The sequence below is a fragment of the Neorhizobium puerariae genome (assembly GCF_042429745.1).
Taxonomy (GTDB): Bacteria; Pseudomonadota; Alphaproteobacteria; order Rhizobiales; family Rhizobiaceae; genus Neorhizobium; species Neorhizobium puerariae.
This window is the reverse complement of sequence record NZ_JBHMAA010000036.1, coordinates 95,376-120,000: the sequence shown is the minus strand read 5'-3', so window position 1 is coordinate 120,000 and position 24,625 is coordinate 95,376. Positions and strand designations below refer to the sequence as shown.

The 24,625-nt window shown below is 65.5% G+C and carries 20 protein-coding genes; 14 read left to right on the top strand and 6 right to left on the bottom strand.

The window, feature by feature from the left end:
• The first annotated feature begins 146 nt into the window (after positions 1-146).
• From cysG to ACFFP0_RS27815, 5 genes are all read left to right on the top strand, one after another.
• On the top strand, positions 147-1,595 hold the full coding sequence (gene cysG / locus ACFFP0_RS27835) for a siroheme synthase CysG (RefSeq protein WP_377265472.1): 1,449 nt from the start codon (positions 147-149) through the stop codon (positions 1,593-1,595).
• 3 nt (positions 1,596-1,598) lie between these two features.
• Positions 1,599-1,913 (top strand): DUF2849 domain-containing protein, encoded by a 315-nt coding sequence (locus ACFFP0_RS27830; RefSeq protein WP_377265471.1) that lies wholly within the window; start codon positions 1,599-1,601, stop codon positions 1,911-1,913.
• A gap of 21 nt (positions 1,914-1,934) precedes the next feature.
• The gene (locus ACFFP0_RS27825) at positions 1,935-3,608 is read left to right on the top strand and encodes a nitrite/sulfite reductase (protein WP_377265470.1); all 1,674 of its coding nucleotides are present in this window, start codon (positions 1,935-1,937) and stop codon (positions 3,606-3,608) included.
• A gap of 15 nt (positions 3,609-3,623) precedes the next feature.
• Positions 3,624-4,145 carry a DUF934 domain-containing protein gene (locus ACFFP0_RS27820; protein WP_377265469.1) on the top strand — a complete coding sequence of 174 codons (522 nt, stop codon included), beginning with the start codon at positions 3,624-3,626 and terminating at the stop codon, positions 4,143-4,145.
• Between the two features lie 216 nt (positions 4,146-4,361).
• Entirely contained in the window at positions 4,362-5,174 is an 813-nt protein-coding gene (locus ACFFP0_RS27815; RefSeq protein WP_377265468.1) for a ferredoxin--NADP reductase, read from the top strand.
• 137 nt (positions 5,175-5,311) lie between these two features.
• On the opposite strand, the gene ACFFP0_RS27810 is transcribed toward ACFFP0_RS27815, so the two are convergent.
• The 3 genes from ACFFP0_RS27810 to ACFFP0_RS27800 all read right to left on the bottom strand — a co-directional run bounded on the left by ACFFP0_RS27810 (position 5,312) and on the right by ACFFP0_RS27800 (position 11,690).
• Positions 5,312-5,704 carry a hypothetical protein gene (locus ACFFP0_RS27810; protein ID WP_377265467.1) on the bottom strand — a complete coding sequence of 131 codons (393 nt, stop codon included), beginning with the start codon at positions 5,702-5,704 and terminating at the stop codon, positions 5,312-5,314.
• 732 nt (positions 5,705-6,436) lie between these two features.
• Positions 6,437-9,580, bottom strand: coding sequence for an excinuclease ABC subunit UvrB (gene uvrB, locus ACFFP0_RS27805; RefSeq protein ID WP_377265466.1), 3,144 nt, complete (start codon positions 9,578-9,580; stop codon positions 6,437-6,439).
• 115 nt (positions 9,581-9,695) lie between these two features.
• Positions 9,696-11,690, bottom strand: a complete 1,995-nt coding sequence (locus ACFFP0_RS27800; protein WP_377265465.1) for a putative bifunctional diguanylate cyclase/phosphodiesterase — start codon at positions 11,688-11,690, stop codon at positions 9,696-9,698.
• A 289-nt stretch (positions 11,691-11,979) separates the two neighbouring features.
• On the opposite strand from ACFFP0_RS27800, the gene ACFFP0_RS27795 reads away from it, so the two are divergent.
• Together ACFFP0_RS27795 and ACFFP0_RS27790 are read left to right on the top strand one after the other, a co-directional pair.
• The gene (locus tag ACFFP0_RS27795; RefSeq protein WP_377265464.1) at positions 11,980-13,449 is read left to right on the top strand and encodes a DUF1800 domain-containing protein; all 1,470 of its coding nucleotides are present in this window, start codon (positions 11,980-11,982) and stop codon (positions 13,447-13,449) included.
• Positions 13,450-13,452: 3 nt separating this feature from the next.
• A complete protein-coding gene (locus tag ACFFP0_RS27790; protein WP_377265463.1) occupies positions 13,453-14,631 on the top strand; it encodes a DUF1501 domain-containing protein in 1,179 nt (392 codons plus the stop codon).
• A 24-nt stretch (positions 14,632-14,655) separates the two neighbouring features.
• Here the strand turns inward: ACFFP0_RS27790 and ACFFP0_RS27785 are convergent, their stop codons facing one another.
• Positions 14,656-15,243 (bottom strand): hypothetical protein, encoded by a 588-nt coding sequence (locus tag ACFFP0_RS27785; RefSeq protein WP_377265462.1) that lies wholly within the window; start codon positions 15,241-15,243, stop codon positions 14,656-14,658.
• 6 nt (positions 15,244-15,249) lie between these two features.
• The gene (locus ACFFP0_RS27780) at positions 15,250-15,639 is read right to left on the bottom strand and encodes an acyl-CoA thioesterase (protein ID WP_377265461.1); all 390 of its coding nucleotides are present in this window, start codon (positions 15,637-15,639) and stop codon (positions 15,250-15,252) included.
• A 248-nt stretch (positions 15,640-15,887) separates the two neighbouring features.
• Here ACFFP0_RS27780 and ACFFP0_RS27775 point away from each other — a divergent pair, with 248 nt between their 5' ends.
• The 7 genes from ACFFP0_RS27775 (at position 15,888) to ACFFP0_RS27745 (ending at position 23,322) form a co-directional block, all read left to right on the top strand.
• Positions 15,888-17,720 (top strand): methyl-accepting chemotaxis protein, encoded by a 1,833-nt coding sequence (locus tag ACFFP0_RS27775; protein ID WP_377265460.1) that lies wholly within the window; start codon positions 15,888-15,890, stop codon positions 17,718-17,720.
• 213 nt (positions 17,721-17,933) lie between these two features.
• Positions 17,934-19,334: an extensin-like domain-containing protein gene (locus ACFFP0_RS27770; protein WP_377265459.1), complete on the top strand. Its 1,401-nt coding sequence runs from the start codon at positions 17,934-17,936 to the stop codon at positions 19,332-19,334.
• Between the two features lie 9 nt (positions 19,335-19,343).
• Positions 19,344-19,676 (top strand): MmcQ/YjbR family DNA-binding protein, encoded by a 333-nt coding sequence (locus ACFFP0_RS27765; RefSeq protein WP_377265458.1) that lies wholly within the window; start codon positions 19,344-19,346, stop codon positions 19,674-19,676.
• Positions 19,677-19,803: 127 nt separating this feature from the next.
• Positions 19,804-20,883: a helix-turn-helix transcriptional regulator gene (locus tag ACFFP0_RS27760; RefSeq protein ID WP_377265457.1), complete on the top strand. Its 1,080-nt coding sequence runs from the start codon at positions 19,804-19,806 to the stop codon at positions 20,881-20,883.
• A 530-nt stretch (positions 20,884-21,413) separates the two neighbouring features.
• The gene (locus ACFFP0_RS27755) at positions 21,414-21,629 is read left to right on the top strand and encodes a hypothetical protein (RefSeq protein ID WP_377265456.1); all 216 of its coding nucleotides are present in this window, start codon (positions 21,414-21,416) and stop codon (positions 21,627-21,629) included.
• Positions 21,626-22,564, top strand: a complete 939-nt coding sequence (locus tag ACFFP0_RS27750) for an ABC transporter ATP-binding protein (protein WP_377265455.1) — start codon at positions 21,626-21,628, stop codon at positions 22,562-22,564. Before ACFFP0_RS27755 ends, ACFFP0_RS27750 begins: the two co-directional genes overlap by 4 nt.
• Positions 22,561-23,322, top strand: coding sequence for an ABC transporter permease (locus tag ACFFP0_RS27745; protein WP_377265454.1), 762 nt, complete (start codon positions 22,561-22,563; stop codon positions 23,320-23,322). The genes ACFFP0_RS27750 and ACFFP0_RS27745 overlap by 4 nt, the downstream gene beginning before the upstream one ends.
• Positions 23,323-23,359: 37 nt before the next feature.
• Here the strand turns inward: ACFFP0_RS27745 and ACFFP0_RS27740 are convergent, their stop codons facing one another.
• Complete coding sequence (locus tag ACFFP0_RS27740; protein WP_377265453.1) at positions 23,360-24,568, bottom strand: MFS transporter; 1,209 nt, start codon at positions 24,566-24,568, stop codon at positions 23,360-23,362.
• Positions 24,569-24,625 lie beyond the last annotated feature (57 nt).

Sequence of the window (24,625 nt, the reverse complement as noted above, 5' to 3'; positions counted from 1 at the left end):
GGAGAAATATCGTCTGCGGTGGCTTTTGCTCAAGAACGCGTTGATCATGAAACAGAAATACCGGCAGTCAATCCACTTCGCATATCCATTCCTTCAATTTTACCCTCCCATTGTGGATATTCCTTCATATGAATCAGGATATCCGCATGCCGATCGACACAGAGCGCCTGTCGGTTTTTCCGGCCTTCGTCCGCGTCAGCGGGCGGAGCGTCGTCGTGTTCGGCAATGGCGGCGAGGCTTACGCCAAGGCCCGCCTGCTTCGCAACACGGACGCCCGGATCGTCGCATATACGCCTGAGCCGCAGGCCGATTACGCCGCCTGGCTCGCCGCGCAGGGGATCGGGACGGTCCGTGCCCGGTTTTCGCCCGAGCAGGTGAAGGGGGCGGCGCTGGTGTTCGCGGCGACCGGCGACGCGATTCTGGACCAGGCGATCGTCACCGCCGCGCGCGCCGAGAAGATCCCGGCCAACGCGGTCGACCAGCCGGAATTCTGCGATTTCTACACGCCCGCCATCGTCAACCGCGCTCCCGTTGCGGTGGCGATCGGCACGGAAGGGGCCGGTCCGGTTCTGGCGCAGATGATCCGCGCCCGTATCGATCAGATATTGTCGCCGTCGCTCGGCCGGCTGGCCAATCTCGCCGCGGAATATCGCGAGGCGGCCGACCGTTTCGTCCCGCGCGGTGTTTCGCGCCGCCTCTTCTGGCATCGCTTCTTTTCCGGCGACGTGGCCGATGCCGTCGCCGCCAACGATGGCGTCGAGGCCCGCCGTTCGGCCGGCGCGCTTCTGTCCGCGTCCGGTCATCCGGGCGGCAAGGTCTGGCTCGTCGGCGCCGGTCCGGGCGCCGAGGACCTGCTGACGCTGCGGGCCCAGCGCGTGCTGATGGAAGCCGACGCGATCGTTTACGACGCGCTGGTTCCGCAGCCGATCGTGGACATGGGCCGCCGGGACGCCGAACGCCTGTCCGTCGGCAAGCGCAAGAACTGCCATTCGAAATCTCAGGATGAGATCAACCGTCTTCTGGTGGAACTCGGCCGCCAGGGCAAGCGCGTGGTGCGCCTGAAATCCGGCGATCCGCTGGTCTACGGCCGGGCGGGCGAGGAAATGGCCGCGCTCCGCGAGGCGGGCATCGCCTATGAGATCGTGCCGGGCATCACCTCCGCCTTCGCCGCCGCCGCCGATTTCGACCTGCCGCTGACATTGCGCGGTGTCGCCTCGTCGCTGATCTTCACCACCGGCCATGACCTGACCGGCGATGTGCTGCCCGATTGGGCAAGCCTTGCCGTATCCGGTGCGACGGTCGCCGTCTATATGGGCCGCACGGTGGCGGCCTCGGTCGCCGGGCGGCTGATGGGCGCGGGCCTCAGCGCCGACACGACGGTCGCCGTGATCGAGAATGCCAGCCGCGCGGATCGCAGGCTTTTCCACGGTGTGCTGAAGGAATTGCCGGATCTGGAAGCCCGGGACGATCTTTCCGGCCCCGTCATGGTGATCATCGGCGAAGCCGTCGCCGGTGCGAATTTTGCAAAGTCCGAACCGCTTTCGGCCTTCCAGGCCCGGAATGCAGACAGGGTTCGCGAGAAAATGGGACGCTGAAGAATGACCGACAAGGTTCTGACCGCCAACCGTCTGGCCGATGGTATCGCCGTCTGGCTCGATGCGAACGGCCAGTGGGTGGAAAACCTGCAGGACGCGATCGTGGCGCGCCATGCGGAAGCGGTGGCTGCGCTGGAAGCGATCGGCAAGCGCGATTTCGCCGAGAACCGGGTCGTTGACGTCGCCGTCGTGGATGTGCAGGAGGTCGACGGCAAGCTCTGGCCGATCCGGCTGCGCGAACGCATCCGCGCCCAGGGCCCGACCATGGAATATGCCGCCGGCTATCGCGCCGCCGATCCGAAGTTCATCGCAGTCTGAGCATCGCAGCCTGAGGAAATCATGTACCGTTACGACGAATTCGACCACGCTTTTGTTTCGAGCCGCGTGGAGCAGTTCCGCGATCAGGTCGCACGCCGCCTTTCCGGCGAGCTGGCGGACGATGCCTTCAAGCCGCTGCGCCTGATGAACGGCGTCTACCTGCAGCTTCACGCCTACATGCTGCGTATCGCGATCCCTTACGGCACGTTGAACGGGCGTCAGATGCGGATGCTCGCCCATGTCGCCCGCAAGTACGACCGCGGCTATGGCCATTTCACGACCCGCCAGAACATCCAGTTCAACTGGCCGAGGCTTTCCGACACGCCGGACATCCTGGCCGAGCTTGCGACCGTCGAGATGCATGCGCTGCAGACGTCCGGCAATTGCATCCGCAATGTCACGGCCGATCACTTCGCCGGCGCGGCGGCCGACGAGGTCGCCGACCCGCGTCCCTATGCCGAGATCCTGCGCCAGTGGTCTTCGGTTCACCCGGAGTTTTCCTACCTGCCGCGCAAGTTCAAGATCGCCGTCACCGGCGCCGAGCGCGACCGCGCCGCAATCCAGGTGCACGACATCGGCCTGCATCTGAAGAAGAACGACGCAGGTGAACTCGGTTTTGCCGTTTATGTCGGCGGCGGGCAGGGCCGCACGCCGCTTATCGCCAAGAAGATCCGGGACTTTCTCCCCGAAGAGGACCTGCTGTCCTACACGACCGCGATCATACGCGTGTACAACCTGCACGGCCGCCGCGACAACAAGTACAAGGCGCGCATCAAGATCCTCGTCCACGAGACCGGCGCCGAGGAGCTGACCCGCCAGGTGGAGGAGGAGTTTTCCCACCTGCAGGGCACCGAGCTGAGGCTGCCGGAAGCGGACGTGCAGGCGATTGCCGCCTATTTCGCGCCGCCCGCCCTGCCGGACCGCGCCGAAGGCTGGGCCCAGCTCGCCGGGTGGAAGAAGCAGGACGAGGCATTCGCCCGCTGGGTTCACCAGAACGTCCAGCCGCACAAGCATCCCGACTACGGCATGGTGACGATATCGCTGAAACCGATCGGCGGCATTCCCGGCGACGCCTCCGACGTGCAGATGGATGCGATCGCCGATCTGGCGGAGGAGTTCGCCCATGACGAGATCCGCATCAGCCACGAGCAGAATGTCATCTTCCCGCATGTGGCGCTGGCCGATCTCGAGCCGCTCTACCGCGCGCTGACCGCCCATGACCTTGCGACCGCCAATGCCGGCCTGATCACCGACATCATCGCCTGTCCGGGGCTGGACTACTGCGCGCTGGCGAACGCCCGTTCGATCCCGGTCGCGCAGGAAATCTCCACCCGTTTCGGCTCGCCGGAGCGCCAGGCCGAGATCGGCGAGCTGAAGATCAAGATCTCCGGCTGCATCAACGCCTGCGGTCATCACCATGTCGGCCATATCGGTCTCCTGGGCGTCGAAAAGAAGGGCGCCGAGCTCTATCAGATCACGCTTGGAGGCTCCGGGGACGAAAATACCTCGATTGGCGAGATCATCGGCCGCGGTTTCGAGCCGGACAAGGTGACGGACGCGGTCGAGACGATCGTCGACACCTATCTCGGCCTTCGCCTTTCGAAGGAGGAGATTTTCCTCGAAGCCTATCGCCGCGTCGGGCCGCAGCCTTTCAAGGATGCGCTCTATGGCGGGCCGGCGGCGGAAGCGGCTTAAGGGGGAGTGGGACGGATGACCAGAATCTGGAGAGAAACCGGTTTCGTCGCGAACGACCCCTGGGTGATCGAGCCCGTGGGGGAAAGCGGGGAGGTGCGGGCGGCGGAGGAGCAGAAGGTCCTGCTGCCGCTCGACGCGCTGATCGAGAAGGCGGAGGCGAGCAACGATGTCGGCCTCGGCGTGCTGATCCGGCCGGCGGACGACGTGCGCAGGCTGGAGCCCTATCTCTACCGCCTCGAAATCGTCGCGGTGGAATTCCCGGCCTTCAGCGATGGCCGCGCCTTTTCGCACGCCTCGCTGCTGCGCGACCGGCTCGGTTACCGCAACGAACTGCGCGCCGTCGGCGACGTGCTGATCGACCAGATCCCGCTGATGCTGCGGGTCGGCATCGACAGTTTCGCGGTGAAGAACGCCACCGCGCTGAAGCGGCTGGAAGAGGGCAGGCTGCCCGGCATCGCCTTGCATTACCAGCCGACCGCCCGCCACGCGGAAAAGGCGGGCGGCTATAGCTGGCGTCGCCGCAGCGCGACCGCCTGAGGAAAAGCGGACAATCCTGCGCATGTTTTTTCTTCCGCATCCGCGACAAAGGCGCGCGGATGCCTTCAAATGGACGGCCTTTTGGTATATTTCGCTTGTGCGAAGGACGACAGGCTCCAGAGTGGCGGATGAGCGGCAGGCCCCGGGGCAAACCCCGGGATTGGCGGCGGGCCGCAGACCGATGAGACGGGACCGAATACGGAAAGACGGGCAGGCATGAACGCTCCAGCGAAGAACGAAGATTTTGCGGTCAAGATCCCGGACGGCGTCTATGCCGAGACGGTGCTCGCCGTCGAGCATTACACCGACCGCCTGTTCCGCTTCCGTATGACCCGGCCGGCGGGCTTCCGTTTCCGTTCGGGCGAATTCGCGATGATCGGGCTGATGGTCGGCGACAAGCCGGTCTACCGCGCCTATTCGGTCGCGAGCCCCGCCTGGGACGAGGAGCTGGAATTCTTCTCGATCAAGGTGCCGGACGGCCCGCTCACCTCGCACCTGCAGAAGATCAAGCCGGGCGATACGGTGCTGATGCGCAAGAAGCCGACCGGCACGCTGGTGCTCGATGCGCTCACCCCAGGCAAGCGGCTCTACATGTTCTCGACCGGCACGGGCATCGCGCCGTTCGCGAGCCTCATCCGCGACCCGGAGACCTACGAGAAGTTCGACGAGGTGATCCTGACCCATACCTGCCGCGAGGTGGCCGAGCTGAAATACGGCTTCGACCTCGTGGAGGAGATCAGGAACCACGAATTCCTGGCCGAGATCGTCGGGGACAAGCTGAAGCACTATCCGACCGTCACCCGCGAGGAATTTTCGCACAAGGGCCGCATCACCGACCTGATGACGAGCGGCAAGCTCTTCGCCGACCTCGGCGTGCCCCCGCTCGACCCGGCAACCGACCGCGGCATGATCTGCGGCTCGACGGACATGCTGAAGGACACCAAGGCGCTGCTCGAAAAGGCGGGCCTGACTGAAGGCGCCAACAACAAGCCCGCCGAATTCGTGATCGAAAGGGCGTTTGTGGGGTGAGACGCGACGGCCGAAGGCCGGCAAAACGATCCAGTGAATCGTTTTGAGCGTCGAACGCCGCGAGCCTAAAGCGAGCGGCCGGGACGCCGGTGCGGCATACGCGACCTCTTGCGCCATCTCCATCTCTTCGACATCGATCATTGCCCGCCTTCCGCCGGCGGCAGCGTCTTTTCCCGCCTGCGCCTCGCCGCATCCCAGATCTCGGGCCTCCAGCGGTTGGGCGACGTGCGGGCGATCTCGATCGCCATGTCGTCAAGCATCCGCCGCTTGCCATGGGGCGTTTCGTAAAGATGGCTGTCCCAGCCGAGAAAGCCTTCCGCGGACCGCGCCTCCTCGTAAACCGCATCGAACAGCTTTCGCTGCTCGGCGGTCAGGTTTCGCAGGCAGCAGGGTTCGTTGTTGGACTTGAAATGCCAGTGGCAGCTATTCCGTCGGCGGCAGTCGCGTACACGGCAGACCATGTGGGGCAGCGCGAGCATTTCGGCGGTGCGGGCGGCGAGCCAGGTCTCTATGGGCTTGTTTCCGGACATGCTAATCCCTTGGCGATCCTCGGTTTTCTCCTCGGGTTCAATCCCGAGGATCGCTCTCCCGAGGATGACGAAGCATGTGGCGGACGGGGCGCTGAAAGCTGCCTCGTAAGTTTTAATTTAGGTGACACCTCTCAGCGCCCCGTTCGGCGGTTTATGCCCGCGACTTGGGTCCCTCTGCCTTGGCCCTTCCGGACGGTTTTCTGCCGCCGGTTTCCCGAGGATTCGACGGACTATGAAAAATCCGGCGAAACCATCCGTCGGGCCACCATGTGTGCCGCACAGGCACGCCCGGCGCGCTGTTCGGGCATCAAGAGATGAGGGCCGGTCCGTTTGCCTTCACCTCTCCCCGTGTCGCCGGAGGGAGACCATTTTCCGCGGACCCGGACGATGAGGTTCTGCGTCCTACCCTCACCGCCCGCGCCGGCCCCGCCTCGCCAGAACGCCTTCCGGTGTATCCGATGCGGGACGGACAGATTGTAGGCACGAGGCCCGGGGGCGGGGATATGGAAGAGGTTAAGTGATTGATATTTGGCGCACGAGTGTGCGGTTTTGGGGTGGGCGTGATCCATTGCGGAAATAAACCACTAGGAAGGAAATCTGCGGCACCGCCGGACACCTAGCAGGCGTGAGTGCCGAAGGCACATCGATGAGAGGTTCGGGTGAGAGGGGAAACTCTGCAGCTCCCTCATCTGCCTGCCGGCATCTTCTCCCCGAGGGGAGAGAGATTCGTGGTTACCGCCCTGGCCGTCCCGTCTTGCCCTTCGTCCGCCCCCTGCGCTTCTCTCCGCCGGCGTCTTCGTAGCTGCCCGCACCGATCTTGCCGCGGACGATCGGGCGTACGCCATCGTCGCGTTCCGGCTGGCCTTCGAGAGGGGGGGAGAAGCGCTTGCCGGGTTCCGTTTCCGGTTTGGGCGGCAGCTTTCCGGTGACGGGTTTTTCAGTGCGGCCGACGGTCATTTCGTCGAGGCTGTTCTTGCGGAAGAGTGATTTCTGGGCGCCGCCGGCCCGCCCTTCGCTTTCGCTCCGGGCGTTCGTCGCAGCAATCGATTCGCTGGATGGATTGCTCCGCTGCGCGGTCCGCTCCTCACTATCCCCTTGCGGCTTGCGGAAGAGCGGCGTCGCGGTGTCGGTGCCCGGCCCCATGTCGTCGAGCGAGGGTTTCTGGAAAAGCGAGGTCGGGGAGGTGGCGGCCCCCTCATCCGCCCTGCCGGGCACCTTCTCCCCGTCGGGGAGAAGGGAGGGGCGGCCGGTCTTTGCTCCGGCCTTGCCGCTTCCGCCTTCCTGATCCCGCGCCTCTTCCCTGGCCATGGGATCGTCCATGCTGGCGAGTTCCACCGCCTTGAGGCGCTTGATCTCGTCGCGCAGGCGGGCGGCCTTTTCGAAGTCGAGATCGGCGGCGGCGTCGCGCATGGATTTCTCCAGCGCGTTGAGATGGGCCTGGAGATTGTTGCCGACAAGGTGGCCGCCATCGGCGAAACCCTTGCCGGAGACGCCGGAAATATCGGCGCGGACGTGGTCGCGCTCGTAGACGCTGTCGAGGATGTCGGAGATCTTCGCCTTCACCGATTCCGGCGTGATGCCGTTGGCGGTGTTGTATTCCATCTGCTTCTCGCGGCGCCGCGCGGTCTCGTCCATGGCGCGCTGCATCGAGCCGGTGACGGTGTCGGCATAGAGGATGACCTTGCCGTCGACGTTTCGCGCCGCGCGGCCGATCGTCTGGATGAGCGAGGTTTCGGAACGCAGGAAGCCTTCCTTGTCGGCGTCGAGAATGGCGACGAAGCCGCATTCGGGAATGTCGAGGCCTTCGCGCAGGAGGTTGATGCCGACCAGCACGTCGAAGGCGCCGAGCCGCAGGTCGCGGATGATCTCGATGCGTTCCAGCGTGTCGATATCGCTATGCATGTACCGCACGCGAACACCCTGTTCGTGCAGGTATTCGGTGAGGTCTTCCGCCATGCGCTTGGTGAGCACGGTGACGAGGGTGCGGTAGCCTTTCCGGGCGGTGTCGCGGATCTCGCCGAGCACGTCGTCCACCTGGCTGCGGGCGGGGCGGACCTCGACGGGCGGGTCGATCAGGCCGGTCGGGCGGATCACCTGCTCGGCGAAGACGCCGCCGGACTCTTCCATCTCCCAGCCGCCGGGCGTGGCGGAGACGGAGATCGTCTGCGGCCGCATCGCGTCCCACTCCTCGAAGCGCAGTGGCCGGTTGTCCATGCAGGACGGCAGGCGGAAACCGTATTCGGCGAGCGTCGCCTTGCGGCGGAAGTCGCCGCGATACATGCCGCCGATCTGCGGCACGGTGACGTGGCTTTCGTCGATGAAGATCAGCGCGTTGTCCGGAATGTACTCGAACAGCGTCGGCGGCGGCTCGCCGGGCCTGCGGCCGGTGAGGTAGCGCGAATAGTTCTCGATGCCGGCGCAGGAGCCGGTCGCTTCCATCATTTCGAGGTCGTAGCGGGTGCGCTGTTCGAGACGCTGGGCTTCCAGCAGGCGGCCTGCCTTTTCCAGCTCGGCGAGGCGGGCCTTCAGCTCCTCCTTGATCGCCTTGATCGCGGCGTTGAGGGTGGGGCGCGGCGTCACATAGTGCGAGTTGGCGTAGATTTTCACGCTTTTCAGGTCGCCGGTCTTCTGGCCGGTGAGCGGGTCGAACTCGGTGATCGCATCGATCTCGTCGCCGAACATGCTGATGCGCCAGGCCGCATCCTCCAGGTGGGCCGGGAAGATCTCGATCGTATCGCCCCGGACGCGAAAAGAGCCGCGCACGAAATTGATGTCCTGGCGCTTGTATTGCTGGGCAACGAGGTCGGCCAGCAGCTGGCGCTGGTCCAGCCGGTCGCCGACCGTCATCTGGAAGGTCATCGCCGTATAGGTCTCGACCGAGCCGATACCGTAGATGCAGGAGACCGAGGCGACGATGATGCAGTCGTCGCGCTCCAGGATGGCGCGGGTGGCGGCATGGCGCATCCGGTCGATCTGCTCGTTGATCGAGGATTCCTTCTCGATATAGGTGTCGGAGCGGGGGACGTAGGCTTCCGGCTGGTAATAGTCGTAATAGGAGACGAAATACTCGACCGCGTTGTTCGGAAAGAAGTTCTTGAACTCGGAATAGAGCTGGGCGGCGAGCGTCTTGTTGGGGGCGAGGATCACGGCGGGGCGCTGGGTGCGGGCGATCACCTGCGCCATGGTGAAGGTCTTGCCCGAGCCGGTGACGCCGAGCAGGACCTGGGACCGGTCGCCGGAATTGATGCCGTCCACGAGGTCGGCGATGGCCGTCGGCTGGTCGCCGGAGGGCTTGTAGTCGGTGACCATCTCGATGGCGATGCCGCCCTCGGATTTCTGCGGGCGCTCCGGCCGGTGCGGCGTCCACATCTTGCCGTCCTTGAACAGCGGATTGCCGCTCTCGATCAGCTTCGACAGGGCCTCGACCGTGGCGGTGACGGCGCCCGGGGCCAGGGAAGGGGCGAGCGACTGCGCGTCTTCCAGCGACACGTCGAGGCCGGCGACCGGGTTGAGGCCCGCGCGGGCGCGCGTCTTCGGGTCGGAGGAGGCGCCGATCGACACGCCGCGGGCGGTCTTCGACGCGGTGGTGTTCCTGGCCGTTTTATGGGCCGTCTTCGCCGCTTCCTTGATGGCCTGCTCGCGCGCCGCGATCTCGATCTTCTTGCGGTGCTTGCCGGCCTTGGAAGCGATCTCGCGCTGCGTCTCGACCGACGAGGCTTCCGCCTCCGCCTCCAGCTGCTTCACCCAGTCGGCGACGCTGCCCGAAAGCGGCGCGCCTTCGAAAGACGATTGCGGAGCTTCCCCGAAGCCGTGGTTTTCGGAATTCGAGGGCTTTTCGAGACGTGAAGAGGAGGATTTTCTCGGTGATCTGGCCATGCGCCGAATATGGAGGGAGTCATGCCGAAAGGGAAGAGGGGCGCGGGCAGAAATGAGTACAAAAGGGAAACGGATTTTCGTCGTGCGGATCGGGGCCGGCCGGCTCCCGGGCCGGTCACGCCACCTGCCGCTGCGTCAGGTTGCGGCGGCTTTCGATCCAGCCGGCGATGCGTTCGGCGGGCATCGGCCGGCCGAAGAAATAGCCCTGGGCGATCTCGCAGCCGAGGGCTTTCAGCGCGTCGGCTTCCTCCTCGCTCTCGACGCCCTCGACCACCACTTCCATGGAGAGCGCCCGGCCGAGGCCCGCCATGGCGCCGACGATCTCCTGGTTCTGCCGGCTCTGCTGCACGCCGGTGATGAAGCGGCGGTCGAGCTTCAGGCGATCGACCTTGAGCTGCACGAGATAGGCGAGCGAGGAATGGCCGGCGCCGAAATCGTCGACCGCCAGCTTGTAGCCGGAGCGCTCGATGCGCTTGAGCTGCTCGCCGGCGACCAGCGTGTCGAGGATCGCCTCCTCGGTGATCTCGATCTCGAACAGGCCGGGATCGATATCGTGGGCGCCGGTAATGCGGTCGAGCACGTCGGTGACGGAATAGAGGTCGAATTCCCGCGGCGAGACGTTGATCGCCACCGTCGCGCGCGGCAGGCCGAGCGAGGGCAGGCGGGTGAGCAGCCGGCAGGCGGCCTCGGCGATGGTCGCGGTCAGCCGGTCGGCGAGGTTGGCGGCCTGCGCGGCGGCGACGATCTCCGGCGGGGAGATCGGGCCGAGATAGGGGTGGTGCCAGCGCACCAGGGCCTCGAAGCCCATGATCTGCCGGGATGCGAGGTCGACTTGCGGCTGGAACCAGGCCTCGACCTCGCCGGCGGCAAGCGCGTCGCCGAGTTCCTGCTCGATCTGGTGCCGGCGGTCGGCCTGGGAGCGGAAGGCGGGTTCGAACGCGCACCATTGCCGGCGGCCGCCGTCCTTGGCGCGATAGAGCGCCATGTCGGCGCAGATGAACAGGTCCTCGGCGGTGCCGGCATGGTCCGGAAAGACGGCGATGCCGATCGACGTGCCGATGGTGGCGGGGTGCCCCTGGAGCATGACCGGCTGGCGGCTGCGCTCGAGGATGCGCTCGGCCTGTTCGCGGGCGAGCCCGGGCGCGTCGGGGCCGCCGAAGATCACGGCGAACTCGTCGCCGCCGAGCCGGGCGATGACGCCCTTGCCGTCGACCACGGCGCGGAGCCGGTCGCTGACCTCTACGAGCAGCGCGTCGCCGGCGCTGTGGCCGAGCGTGTCGTTGACGGACTTGAAGCGGTCGAGGTCGAGGATGAGGAGCGCGAGCTGTTCCTCCCCGGCAAGGGCCGTGGCGATGCCTCCGGAAAGCGCCGCGTTAAAGGCGGCGCGGTTGGCGAGGCCGGTCAGCGGGTCGCAATTGGCGAGCGTTTCCAGCCGGTAGTTGGCCTGCAGGATGTTGGAATTGGCGAAGGAAAGGGAATCGGCGAGCGCCGTCGCCTGGAGCTTGCCGAGCACGTTGCTGACGAAGATCGCCTCGCTCGTGCGGCTGCACCGGATCAGCACGAGCGTCAGCGCGACGACGTTGAGGGCGAGCAGCCAGCCGCTGACATGGCCGCTGGAGGCGAGCGAGAGCATCACGGAGGCGAGCGGCGGCAGCGCGAAGGCGAGCGACAGATGGCTGTGGCCGACGCCCATCAGGATCGCGCCCGTCGCCATGCCGCACATGATGAGATAGAGCCCGCTGTCGCCGCCGAGCGCGTCGAAGCCGGGCACGGACAGGGGAAGGACCGCCCATGCGGCGCCGCTGAGCAGGGCGCCGACGGTCATCGCGTTCAGGGCCTGCTGCGGATCGTGCTCCGCGGTTTCCCAGCGCTTCAGGAGCGAGGCCAGCACGACGCGCAGCAGGATGCTGGCGATGACGGCGACGAACCAGATGGTCGCGGAAAAGGTCAGGCCACGGCCGAGCGTCGTCACGAAGAGCGCGGAGGCGGACACGCCGGCATTGGTGAAAAGCGTCGACGGAATCCGTTCGAGCATGCTGGAAGCCTGGGCGCGCTTGACGTCGATCTCAAGCGCGGGGTCTGTTTTGCCGGTTTTCAGATCCGCTTCCATAAGCGCCGTTCGGTCAGAGGATGATCAGACGGCCAACGATGATGCAATCTCCTATAAAATTCCCTTAAGACCTCGCCCATAACTGGTGCCGGCCGAAGAGGCGGGTGCCCGCGCGGAACCGCCGCCGCCTGCGGAGATGAACGGCCGCCGCGTCCGGCTTCCGCGATCGGGAGCGTGTTCCGCGGCCCGCGATTACAAATTGTCCATGTCGCGAAATGGCCGCAATTTGCGACCGTTTCCACCACAATTGTCGAGGACGCTTGAGGACGGTCCAACGAGGAACGAACGCATGGCTCCTTCCACCCCGACCTTGGCCGCGATCCGCTTCGGATATGGTCTTCGCCCCGGCGAGGAGGCTCTGGGCGATGCCGACGCGCTGCTGGCCCAGATCCAGAAGGGCGTGTCGGAAAAACCGCGTTTCCCGCGCGAGGGAGCGGCCGGCCGTATCGAGACGGCGAGCCGAATCCAGTCGGTGCTCGCCGCGGAGGCCAAGGCGCGGCAGGCGGGAAATCCCAACGAGGACATTCGCAAGGAAGTGCAGCGCGAGGCGCAGCGCATCTATCGCCAGGACGCCGCGGCGCGTCTGGCTCAGGCCCTGCATTCTCCGCTCGGCTTTTACGAAAGGCTGGCAAGCTTCTGGGGCGATCATTTTTCGACCAGCACGCTCAAGGCGTTGTCCATGCGCATGATCGTGCCGCTCTACGAGGCCCAGGCGATCCGCCCGAATATCGGTGGCTCCTTCTCGAAACTCCTGTCGGCGGCGATCCTGCATCCCGCCATGCTGATCTATCTCGACCAGGACCAGAGCGTCGGCCCGGATTCGGCTGCCGCCCGCAGGAACGGTCGCGGCCTCAACGAAAACCTCGGCAGGGAACTGCTGGAACTCCACACCCTCGGCGCGGGAAGCGGCTACACCCAGGACGACGTGCGCGCCGCGGCGCTTGTGCTGACCGGCCTTTCCGTCGACAACCGGGTCTTCGAGGTCGTGTACAATCCGCGGCTGGCGGAAGCTGGCCCGATCACCGTGCTCGGGCGGACCTACCAGGACGACGAAGGCGACGGCCAGGACCATGTCCTGATGCTGGAGGATCTCGCCGCCGATCCGAGGACCGCCCGTCACATCTCGCGCAAGCTCGTCCGGCATTTCATCGCCGACGACCCGCCGGAGGAGGTCGTCGGGGCGATGACCGATGCGTGGGCGAGGAGCGGGGGCAATCTGCCGGATGTCTACCGCGCCATGCTGCGGCATCCGCGCGCCTGGTCGGACCCAGGCCGGAAGATCAAGCAGCCGTTCGAATTCGTCGTCTCCGGCTTCAGGGCTCTCGACCTGCCGGAGAAAAGCTTCGCAAGCCTGCTCGGCGACATGGACGGCGATGACGAGAGCCCGATCGGAAAGGCCATGGAAATGGCCACGGGAGCGGCCGCGCGGGAAGACGCCAGGCGCAGGGCGGGACGGGCGAACGCCCTGACGCTCGGCGCCCTGCAGCGGATGGGCCAGCCGGTCTGGCAGCCGCCGAGCCCGGCGGGTTTCGCCGACGAGGCAAGCGTCTGGCTGGCGCCGAGCCAGCTCAGCGAGCGGATCGCCTGGTCGCGGCTCGTGGCCCGCACCTTCGGGCAGAAGATGGAGCCGTCCGTCTTTGTCGAGGCGGCGCTCGGCGACGCCGCGCGGCCCGAAACCCGGCAGATCGTTTCCCAGGCGCCCAGCAAGGTGCACGGCATCACCATGGTGCTGGCATCCCCCGAATTCAACAGGAGGTGACCGATGACCCTTGAGCAGAGCATCCTGTTGTCGCGGCGCGGCTTTCTGGCGGGCGCCTGTTGCGCGGCCGCCGCGCCGGTGCTGACCCCGGTCACCTTTGCCGCCATGCCGGGCGACAACCGCTTCGCGACGATCATCCTGCGCGGCGCCATGGACGGGCTCGATTTCGTGCAGCCCTACGGCGATCCCGCCTATGCGGCGCTCCGGCCCAGGCTGGGGCTGACGCCCGACACCGGGCTTCTCGACCTTGACGGGTTCTTCGGCCTCAACCCGGCGGCGTCCGCGCTGATGCCGCTGTGGCAGGCGGGCGAACTGTCCTTCGTGCATGCCGTCTCGACGCCCTACCGCAACCAGCGCAGCCATTTCGACGGGCAGGACATACTGGAGACGGGCGGCGGCGACAAAAGCCAGCGTACCGGCTGGCTCAACCGGGCGCTGTCGGTCATCCCGCGCTCGGCCGGCCGCAAGGCGATCGACATCAACACGTCGATGGAGCTGATCCTCACCGGCCCGAACGAAGCGGATTCCTGGTCCAGCCAGAGCAATTTCGCGCTTGCCGAGGACGAGATCGCCTTTCTCGACCGTCTCTATGCCGGCGACGAGGCTTTCGCCAAGGCGATGGAGGAAGCCAGGAAGACGGACATGGCGGCCGATTCCCTCTATGGTGATGCCAGGCGCGGGGCCGGGATCGCCGACATGGCGCGGCTTGCCGGCGGCATGCTGCGCGAGGAATACCGGATCGCCAGCTTCTCGATCAACGGCTGGGATACGCATGTGGGCCAGCAGGCGCAGTTCAGGAAGGCCGTCGGCGATCTCGCGACCGCCATCGTCACGCTGAAGGATGCGCTCGGCGAGGAGGCCTGGAAGAAGACGGTGGTGCTGGCCATGACGGAATTCGGCCGCACCGCGCGCGAGAACGGCACCAACGGCACGGATCACGGCACCGGCGGGCTCGCGGTCCTGGCCGGCGGCGCCATCCCCGGCGGCAAGGTTCTCGGGCAATGGCCGGGCCTTACCGGGGACAGGCTGCTCGACCGGCGCGATCTGATGCCGACCGGCGACGTGCGCGAGGTCGCCGCCGCCATGCTCCACCGGCAATTCGGCGTCAGCCCCGACAACCTGACCGCCAAGGTTTTCCCGGGGCTCGGCTTCGATACGTCGTCGGTCTTCCTGAGAGGCTGATCCGGCGCCCGTCCGGTCGGGCGTCTATGTCAGGATGTCGTAGACGCGGAAGATCCAGTAGATCTGGTAGAGGAGCGCGAAGATGACAAAGGCCGCGTGATAGCGCCGGTTCGCCGTCGCCATGGCGATCAGGCTGAGCAGGATGTAGATCGCGGTGCGGATCGGATATTCCCGGCCGAGCGACAGGAAATAGTCCCAGCCCTTCAGCATCGTGTCGGCGATGTCGGTGACCAGCAGGCCGGCGAGAAAGCCGAAGAACCAAGACCGGCGCGACAGGAAGTAATGCTCGTAGCCGTTATAATCCTGCATCGAGGTCGGGAAGAGCAGCGCGCAGAGGAAGAAGAACTGCGCGCAGAAGACGATCAGGAACAGGAAGGCCGCGAACTCGATGACGGGCATGGCGTGCAGCCGGTGCTCCCACCACCAGAAATGCACGAGAAACAGGAACATGAACGCCACCCAGCCGAGATGGACGGCGTAGATGCGGACCGATTGAGGATGCTGGACGATGCCGGCGAGACCGTTCAGGAGCCGGGCGAGGCCAAGGCTGATCACCATGCCCATCACGATGCGGATATGCGCGAAGGTTTCGGCGGTGGTGACAGCATCCACGGGAGCTTACTCCTCTGCCGGAACGGGCGTCGGCTTGCCGTCCTCGTCGAGCGCCACCATGATGAAGGTCGCGGCCGTGACCTTTTCCAGCTTCCGGTGGCGGGCGCGGTGTGCCCAGGCTTCGACGCCGAGCGTGATCGAGGTGCGCCCGACATGGGTGATCTCGGTATAGACGTTCAGCGTGTCGCCGATCTTCACCGGAAGCTGGAAGGCCATTTCCTTGACGGCCGCGGTCACCACGCGGCCACGGGCGCGCTCGGCGGCGCGGATGCCGCTGGCGAGGTCCATCTGCGCCATGACCCAGCCGCCGAAGATGTCGCCGGCGGCATTGGCGTCCGCCGGCATGGCGAGGGTGCGCAGCGTCAATTCACCGGTCGGCCTGGTATCTTCCGTCATGGCATGGTTCCTTTGTGTCGGGGATTTCGAATCCTCCCGGCCTGGAAACTAGAGCCAAAGCCGGAAAAAGCCCATGCCCTTCTCGTCAAGCTCCTATGTGGGAATTTCATGCCTTGACGCCGGAAATCGTCGCTCGATCAAGAAATTAGCGGATTCTAATTCGCGCATGGCGCGACGGAATGGCATTTCACTACCTGGTAACCATCGTCCGTTAGAATTTCCCGGAAAATGACGGACAAGGGGGCTCCATGCAGCGTCTTACCATCTCCTGGCGGCTTTGCTGCCTTGTGCTTCTGTCGCTCGCCATTCTCGGCGGTGCCATGACCTTCAGTCTGTTCCAGAGTTACCGGGCCTCCGAGCACGAGCGCAAGGCGGGCCTGGCGCAGATGAACGACGTCGCGCTGACGGTGCTGAAGAAGTACCAGGCGCTCGAAGCCTCCGGCTCCATGACCCGCGACCAGGCGCAGGCGGAAGCCAAGGCCGTCATCTCCGTCATGCGTTATGGCAACGGGACCGGCTATTTCTGGATCAACGACATGACCCCGCGCATGGTCATGCATCCCATCAAGCCGGAGATGAACGGCAAGGATCTGTCCGGCGACAAGGACCCGAACGGCAAGCTCCTGTTCGTCGAGTTCGCCAATACGGTCAAGGCGCAGGGCAAGGGTTTCGTCGACTATTACTGGCCGAAGCCCGGCTTCGAGGAGCCGGTCGAGAAATATTCGCACGTTGCCGGTTTCGAGCCCTGGGGCTGGATCGTCGGCACGGGCGTCTACGTGGACGATCTGCATGCCATGTTCCGCAGCAATGCGATCAATTTCGCATCGATCTTCGGCGTCGGCGCGCTGGTGCTGATCGGCGGCGCCGCTTTCGTGGTGAGGAGCGTCACGGGGCCGATCGGCCGCGTCAAGCAGGTGCTGCAATCGATCGCCGCCGGGGAAACGGGCGTTGCCGTTCCCTGCACGGAGGAGAGGAACGAGATCGGCGACATCGCCCGCGCGCTGGTGGTGCTGCGTGACTCGGTCGAGGAACGTTCCGAACTGCAGAGCCGCGAGGCCGAGCAGGCCCGCGCGCTGGCGGAGGAGCGCTCGGGCAACGAGCGGACGCTGGCATCCGCCGCGGAGCGCCATGCGCGGGCGATGGGCGAGCTTGGGCGGGTGCTGGAAGCGCTGGCCGGGGGCGATCTCTCCGTTTCCCTGGTGGATATCGGCGAGGACTACGCCAAGCTGCGCGGCGACTTCAACGCCGCCGTCGGAGCGCTGCACCGGGCGGTCGAGGCGATCGCCGAGACGGGTCTGGTGGTCCGCGACAGCGCCGCCGACATTTCCGGCGCGACGGGCAATCTCTCCAGGCGCACCGAGCAGCAGGCGGCTTCGCTCGAAGAGACCGCAGCCGCGCTCGACGAGATCACCGCCACGGTCCGCACGGCATCGGAACGGGCGCATCAGGCGCGCGAGATGGTCAGCGAGACCAAGGAGAGCGCCAGCCGCTCGGGCGAGATCGTCCGCAACGCGATCGACGCCATGGGCCGCATCGAGGACTCGTCCAACCGCATCAACCAGATCATTTCGGTTATCGACGAGATCGCCTTCCAGACCAACCTTCTGGCGCTGAATGCCGGCGTCGAGGCGGCGCGCGCCGGCGAGGCGGGCAGGGGCTTTGCAGTCGTGGCGCAGGAGGTGCGCGAGCTCGCGCAGCGCTCCGCCAACGCAGCCAAGGAGATCAAGGCGCTGATCGGCAATTCCGCCCGCGAGGTGGAAGGCGGCGTCTCGCTCGTGCGCGCCACGGGCGATGCGCTGGTGGAGATCGCCGCTCTGGTCGAGCGGGTGAACGCCCATGTGGAGACGATCGCCATCGCCGCCCGCGAGCAGGCGACTGGCCTCCAGGAGATCAACGCCTCCGTGAACCAGATGGACCAGATGACCCAGCAGAACGCGGCCATGGTGGAGGAGACCACGGCGGCGAGCCAGACGCTCGCCGACCAGAGCCTGCACCTGCAGGCCCTTCTTTCCGCCTTCAGGCTCGGCGATGGCGGCAGGGGATCGGCCTACGCGGCCGCATCCGGCTCCCGCGCCGCCTGACGCGACCGAGACTTTCCGAACGGCCCGCCGGATCGTCGTCCGGCGGGTTTTTCCGTGCCGATGCGGGACGGCGCGGTGTGACGGAGGGTGCTTTTGCGGCGCCCGATGGGCGAAAAGACCACGAAAGCGCCTTGTTTCCTCAAGCTTTCGTTTACCGGCTTTTCCTAGAATTTCCGTGTGTGTCATTTCGGCACCGGAAGAGTGGCGACTGGTATGGCGTATGCTTCCCTTTCCCGGCGGGCGATGGCCTGGCTGATGATATCGACAATGCTGACCGCCTGTTCCTCGGGGGATCTGGTGCCGCCGGCTCCGATCGACAATGGCACGCATGTGGGTGCGATCGAGCCTGTCCGCTCCCGGACGCGTGAGCCGGTCTCACGGCAGGCGTATCAGGCGAACCCGGCGCCGGTTTCGCAGGCGAGCGCGGTCGACTACGCCAACACGGCCGGTGACGGAGGGCATTATCTGCGGGCGCCCGTGCAGTCGGCGCCGCTCGATGCCCATGCGCCGCAACCGGCGCAGTCCACCCGGCAGGGCCGCCTGCCGATGATCGACAGCGACGAGGCGATGCGGCAGGGTTCCGCCGGCGGGCATGCCGCGCCGGGCGCAGGCCCGTCGACCATTCCCGACGAGGGCGTCAACATGGACGCGGAATTCGGCTTCGCGCCGGACGAGAGCGACATCACGGGGCTGGCGGAGGAAGAGGATTCCAACATTGCGGAAGGCGTCGGCGACCAGCCGGTGATCGACGGCATCGGCACGGACAATCCCGTGGCGCTGCAGCCGCGTCGCCAGCCGATCTCGGACGATCGGGTGACCGTTCCCCCGAAGCGCCAGGGCGCCGGCCTTCAGGGCGGCATGGTCCGCGGTGATATGGCGAACGGCGGCATGGTGTGGGGCGACGGGTCCCGCGTCGTCCAGCCGAGCCGCACGCCTCCGGCCGGCACGCAACAGGTCGCCATGCTGCGTCCGAACAATCCGGTGAACGACGGGGAGGTGATGAGCGACGGCGGCCCCATGAGCCAGCGCGACCAGCCCTGGCTGCGCGGCGCCATGCCCCAGTCGGAGGTGAGCTGCCGCGCCGAACTGCGCCGCCTCGGCGTCGAATTCGAGGATCGGCCGCGCATTTCCCAGGGGCCGAGCTGCGGCATCGACTATCCGGTGAAACTCGCCGGGCTTTCCGGCAATATCGACGTCAGGCCGGCCGTCACGCTCAACTGCCAGACGACGCTCGCCTTCGCCAGATGGGTCAAGAACGAACTTGCCCCGGCGGCCCGCACCCGTTATCTCGTCGGCGTCCGCAAGATCGTGCCCATGGGCGGCTATTCCTGCCGCCGCATGAACAACAGCCGTCAGCGCTATAACCCGATGTCCGAGCACGCGCGCGGCAACGCCATCGATATCGGCCAGATCGTGCTGAAGGACGGCCACGAGATCGACGTGCGGAAGAAGGGTCTCTTCTCGCTGCGAGAGGGAAGTCTGCTGAAGACGGTGCGCAGCGACAGCTGCAAGTATTTCAGTACCGTACTCGGCCCCGGCAGCAATGCCGAGCACTGGAACCACTTCCATTTCGACCTGCGGAGCCGTAAGACCGGCGGCCGCTACTGCAACTGAGTTCGGCCGATGGCGACGGGCGAGATGCTGCGCCGTCTGGCCCTGTCGCTTGAGGGGACCGTGGAGGCGCCGCATTTCGACCGGACGGCCTTCAGGGTGAAGCGCAACTACGTCACGCTCGCCGCCGACGGCCTGACGGCGAATTTCCGGTTCACGCCCGACGAGCAGCAGTTCAGGTGCATGCTGGCCCCCGCTGCCTTCTCGCCCGTCGCCAATGCCTGGGGGCGTCAGGGATGGACGACCGGCATCCTCTCGGAGCTTGCCGAAACCGACCTGCGTGCCGCGCTGGAGGCGGCATGGAGGCAGGCGCTGCCGAAGGCCGGGTCGTCGCGGAAACGATAGGCTGCACCGAACGGCGCTGTCGCGAATGAACCGGCGCTGTCGCCGATGAAATTGACATTGTCCATTCCATGGCAATACTTTCATTTTCCAGTCGGAGTGATGGACCGCCTATATCCAGGTGTTGCCTATGCGCTATTCTGTCCGGGATGAACGTTACCAGTCCGATCTCATCGAGATGATCTATGGCGCGGTCGTCGGCGAGACGTCGTGGCAGCAGTTCCTCGACAGGCTGAACGCCGGCATGGCCTATGGCAAGACGACGCTGATGTTCCATGACGCCGTTGCGAACTCCGGCGCGATGTCGCTGACGGCGGGTTACGAAGACGGCGAGATACAGGCCTACAACCGGACCTACAGTTCCCTCAATCCGTGGATGGCCAGGGCGGCGATACGTCCCGTCGGGCTGGGCGTGACGTCGGATGCCATGTACGACCCGGTCAAGCTGAGGAAGACGCAGTTCTACAACGAATACCTCGTCGGGACCGGCATGGAGGGCGGGGCGGGCATCACGATCTTCCGCGAGAAGGGGCAGTCGTTCATCCTGACCTCGCTGATGTCGCGGGAGGATCACCGCAACAGCCAGGCTTACGCGCATCTCTTCACGGAGCTTGCGCCCCATCTGAAACGGGCCTTTGCGTTCTACCGAAACACGTCGACGGAAAGCCCGGCGGTGGGCCGGGAAGGCGTGCTCCTCGACGTCAGCCATATCGGCATGGTGATCGTCGGCGAGGGCGGTTATCCGAGATCGTTCAACACGTCGGCGCAGGATTATATCGAGAAGGGCTGCGGTCTCTGCCATGCGCCGACGGGACGCCTGTTCTGCATCGTTTCCGAGGTCCAGGACGACCTCGAGCGTCTCCTGCGCCGGAGCTTTTTCGGGGCCGCCGTCAGCCGGCACCGCGTCCATGCCGAGGGCGACTGGGAGCTGACCTTCGTCCGGATGACCTCCGATCCGATGCGCGAGTTCCTGTCCGGGCCTTCGGTGGCGATCCTGATCAGGAAGGAGACGCGGGCGCAGGGAGCCAATCTCGGCGCCCTGTCGCGAAGCGAGGCCGAGGTTGCGAAAGCCGTGATCGAGGGCGGGACCGTCAACGAGATCGCCCGCCTTCGCGGCGTCTCGCCGGAGACGGTGCGCAGCCAGCTGAAATCGGTCTACAGGAAGCTTGCGGTTTCCAGCCGCGTCGGGCTGGTGAACGCCCTTCGCTAGACGGGGATGCGGATTTCCATCGGAAAGCCGGAAGGATGCCGGCCGATAGCCGCTGGCCCGTTCCGGCAGCCCGCTCCGGGAGCTGGAAACGGAACGGCCGGGCCCGTGGCCCGGCCGCTGAAGCCGTATCGTCGTGGGGGCGATCGTGGGGGTCAGGGACGACACCGCCTCACGGAAAAGGAAAACAAAAAGCACGGGATGCGGCAAGAGACGCAAAGGGTGTACATCCTGACGCACTATTCCTTCGGACCGGTTCGCGTGCCGAAGGAGTAGCGCGTCAGGCCGGTGCCCTCTCGAAGCCCTGTCCTTCCGGGACGTCCGTTCAAAAAGAAAGCCGGCACGGAGGCCGGCGAGAGCGGAGACGGGCTCGCGGGGAGAAGCCAGAACCTCCGAAAACGAGAACTCATACTCAAAAACTGCACATGCGAGGCAAGCGGAAACGGAATGGCCTGAAATAGCTTTGGTCATGATGGTCGCGCGAGGTTACGTGCGGCGTAGGGGGCGGGACCATTGCTTGCCTGGCCGGAACAATGCTGCATGAACGTCACGGAAAAATGACAACCGCTGGTGAAGGCATGCTGCCGCACGCTCTTTCTTCATTTCCGGCGATCCCTTCGGTTGCGGGGCGGATTGGTCAGGAAAAGCGAACGCAATATTCTTCCGTGCGGGATGGTTTGGCGGGCAACCTTGCCTATATTGGCGGCGAATTCCGCAATTCGAATCCGCAAAGACCTGTTTTCCGATGACCCCCGTCGTTTCCATAGAAAAGCTTACCAAGACCTACGAAAACGGGTTCGAGGCCCTGAAGGGTGTCGACCTCGATATCGAGGAGGGCGAAATCCTGGCGCTGCTCGGCCCGAACGGCGCCGGCAAGACGACCCTCATCTCGATCGTCTGCGGACTGGTGAATCCGAGCGCCGGCAAGGTGCTGGTCGGCGGCCATGACGTGATCAGGGAATTCCGCAAGACGCGGGCGATGATCGGCCTCGTGCCGCAGGAACTGACGACCGACATGTTCGAGACGGTGTGGAATACGGTCAGTTTTTCCCGCGGCGTTCACGGCAGGAAACCCGATCCGGCCCTGATCGAGAGCATCCTGAAGGACCTGTCGCTCTGGCCGAAGAAGGACAACATGCTGCGCGAGCTTTCCGGCGGCATGAAGCGGCGCGTGCTGATCGCCAAGGCGCTGGCGCACGAACCGAAGATCCTCTTCCTGGACGAGCCGACGGCAGGCGTCGACGTCAACCTGCGCCGCGAGATGTGGCAGGTGGTGGAGAAGCTGCGCGCGAACGGCGTCACCATCATCCTCACCACCCACTATATCGAGGAGGCGGAGGAGATCGCCGACCGGGTGGGTGTCATCGACGGCGGCAAGCTGCTTCTCGTCGAGGAGAAGACGGCGCTCATGCAGAAGCTCGGCCGCAAGCAGCTTCGCCTTGAACTTTCCGAGCCCCTGAAGGCCCTGCCGGAAAGCCTGGCGCTCTACAACCTTGCGCTTTCCGACGACGGGGCGGCGCTCATCCACGAATACCAGGGCGAGGAGGGGCAGGGCAGCATCGCCTCGCTTCTCGCGGCGCTCGCGACGGAGAATATCCATTTTCGCGATCTTTCCACACGGCAGAGCTCGCTTGAGGACATCTTCGTCGCGCTCGTCGGGGAAAAAGCGGGAGAAAAGGCATGAATTTCGAGGCGATCAAGTCGATCTATTTCTTCGAGATGGCCCGCATGCGGCGCACGCTCCTGCAGAGCGTCATCTCGCCGGTCATCACCACCTCGCTCTATTTCATCGTGTTCGGGACGGCGATAGGCTCGCGCATCCAGGAGGTTGGGGGCGTTTCCTACGGATCGTTCATCACGCCGGGGCTGATCATGCTGACGCTGCTGACCCAGTGCATCGGCAACGGCTCGATCGGCATCTATTTCCCGAAATTCACCGGGACGATCTACGAAATCCTGTCGGCGCCGATCGCCATGACGGAGATCCTGGTCGGTTACGTTGGAGCCGCCGCGAGCAAGGGGCTGATCATCGGCCTGATCATTCTGGCGACCGCGTCCTTCTTCGTCGACATCAGGATCGCGCATCCGTTCATGATGATCGTCTTCCTGGTGCTGACGGCGGTGACCTTCAGCCTGTTCGGCTTCATCATCGGCATCTGGGCGAAGAATTTCGAACAGCTCAACATCGTGCCGATGCTGGTCGTGCCGCCGCTGACCTTCCTGGGCGGAAGCTTCTATTCGATCGACATGCTGCCGCCCTTCTGGCAGGCGGTGAGCCATGCCAATCCGGTGCTTTATCTCGTCAGCGGTTTCCGCTGGAGCTTCTATGAGATCGCCGACGTCAATCCCCTGATCAGCCTTGCCATGATCGGCTTCTTCCTGGCGCTGTGCCTTGCCGTCCTCGGCTGGATCTTCCGGACGGGATACCGGCTGCGGAACTGACCGCAGCCGGTACCGGTCTGCTTTGCGGGCCGTGCGCTCAGCCCTCGCTCAGCTGCACCCGCCTGCCGCCCCGGACGAGCATGACCGACGTGCCGAGCATGGCGGCGACGCCGACGAAGGACATGACGCCGAGCGGCCCCTGGAGGTCGATCAGCACGCCGCCGAGCACGGCGCCGCTGGAGATCGCCACCTGGAAGGTCGTCAGAAGCAGGGCGCCTACGCTTTCCGCCTCGTCCGAAGCCGCCCGCGTCACATAGCTCTGGATGCTGACCGGCAGCGCGCCGAAGGCAAATCCCCAGAGCGTGACGGCCGCGGCGGAGGCGATCGGCGAGGCGCCCGCGGAGACGAGGATCACTGCCGCGACGACAACCAGGCTGGCGGCGGAGGCGACGCCCAGGCGGGAACTGCGTTCGGCGATCATGCCGCCGACGATGTTGCCGAAAAAGCCGCCGATGCCGTAGGCGAGCAGCACGAGCGAAATCATCTCGACGTTCAGGTGCGGAATGGTCTCCAGATAGGGCCGGATATAGGTGAAGCCCGCGAAGTGGCCCGCGACGATCAGAAGCGTCGCGAAGAGGCCGATGCGGACCTTCGGTCTTTTCAGCACGGCGGCCATGGTGCCGAGCCCGGCGCTTCCGGTCGGCGGCAGGGACGGTATGGTGACCACCTGCACAAGAAGCGTCAGCAGGCCGACGGCGGCCGTGAGCATGAAGGCGGCCCGCCAGCCGAGCGTCGAGCCGATATAGGCGCCGAGAGGCGCGGCGCACACGGTCGCCACCGATACGCCGGTGAAGATCACCGCCATCGCCCGTGGCAGCAGGTGCATGGGCACGAGCCGCATGGCGAGCGCCGCCGACATGGCCCAGAAGCCGCCAAGCCCGATGCCGAGCAGGACGCGCGACAGCAGCAGCAGCGGCAGGCCGTTGGCGATGGCCGCGAGCACGCTGGAGACGATGAGCAGCGCCGTGAGCCCGAACAGCGTCCAGCGCCGGTTGAGGCTGCGGGTGCCGATGACCACGCCGGGGCCTGCCAAGGCGCCGACCACGGCCGTCACGGTGACGGTCTGCCCGGCCGTGCCCGAACTGATGCCGAGGTCGGCGGAGATCGGCGTAAGCAGGCTCGCCGGCAGGAATTCCGCCGTGACGAGACCGAAAACGCCGAGCGACAGAGAAATGACGGCGTCCCACGCGGCCTTGCCGCGCGTATCGCAGGACGGATTTTCCTGGTCGAAGGTGCAATCTGTCATGATCGTTTCCTATATTGTGGTCGGCATAGGCTTAAGCGTGACAGGCTGTCGTTTCTA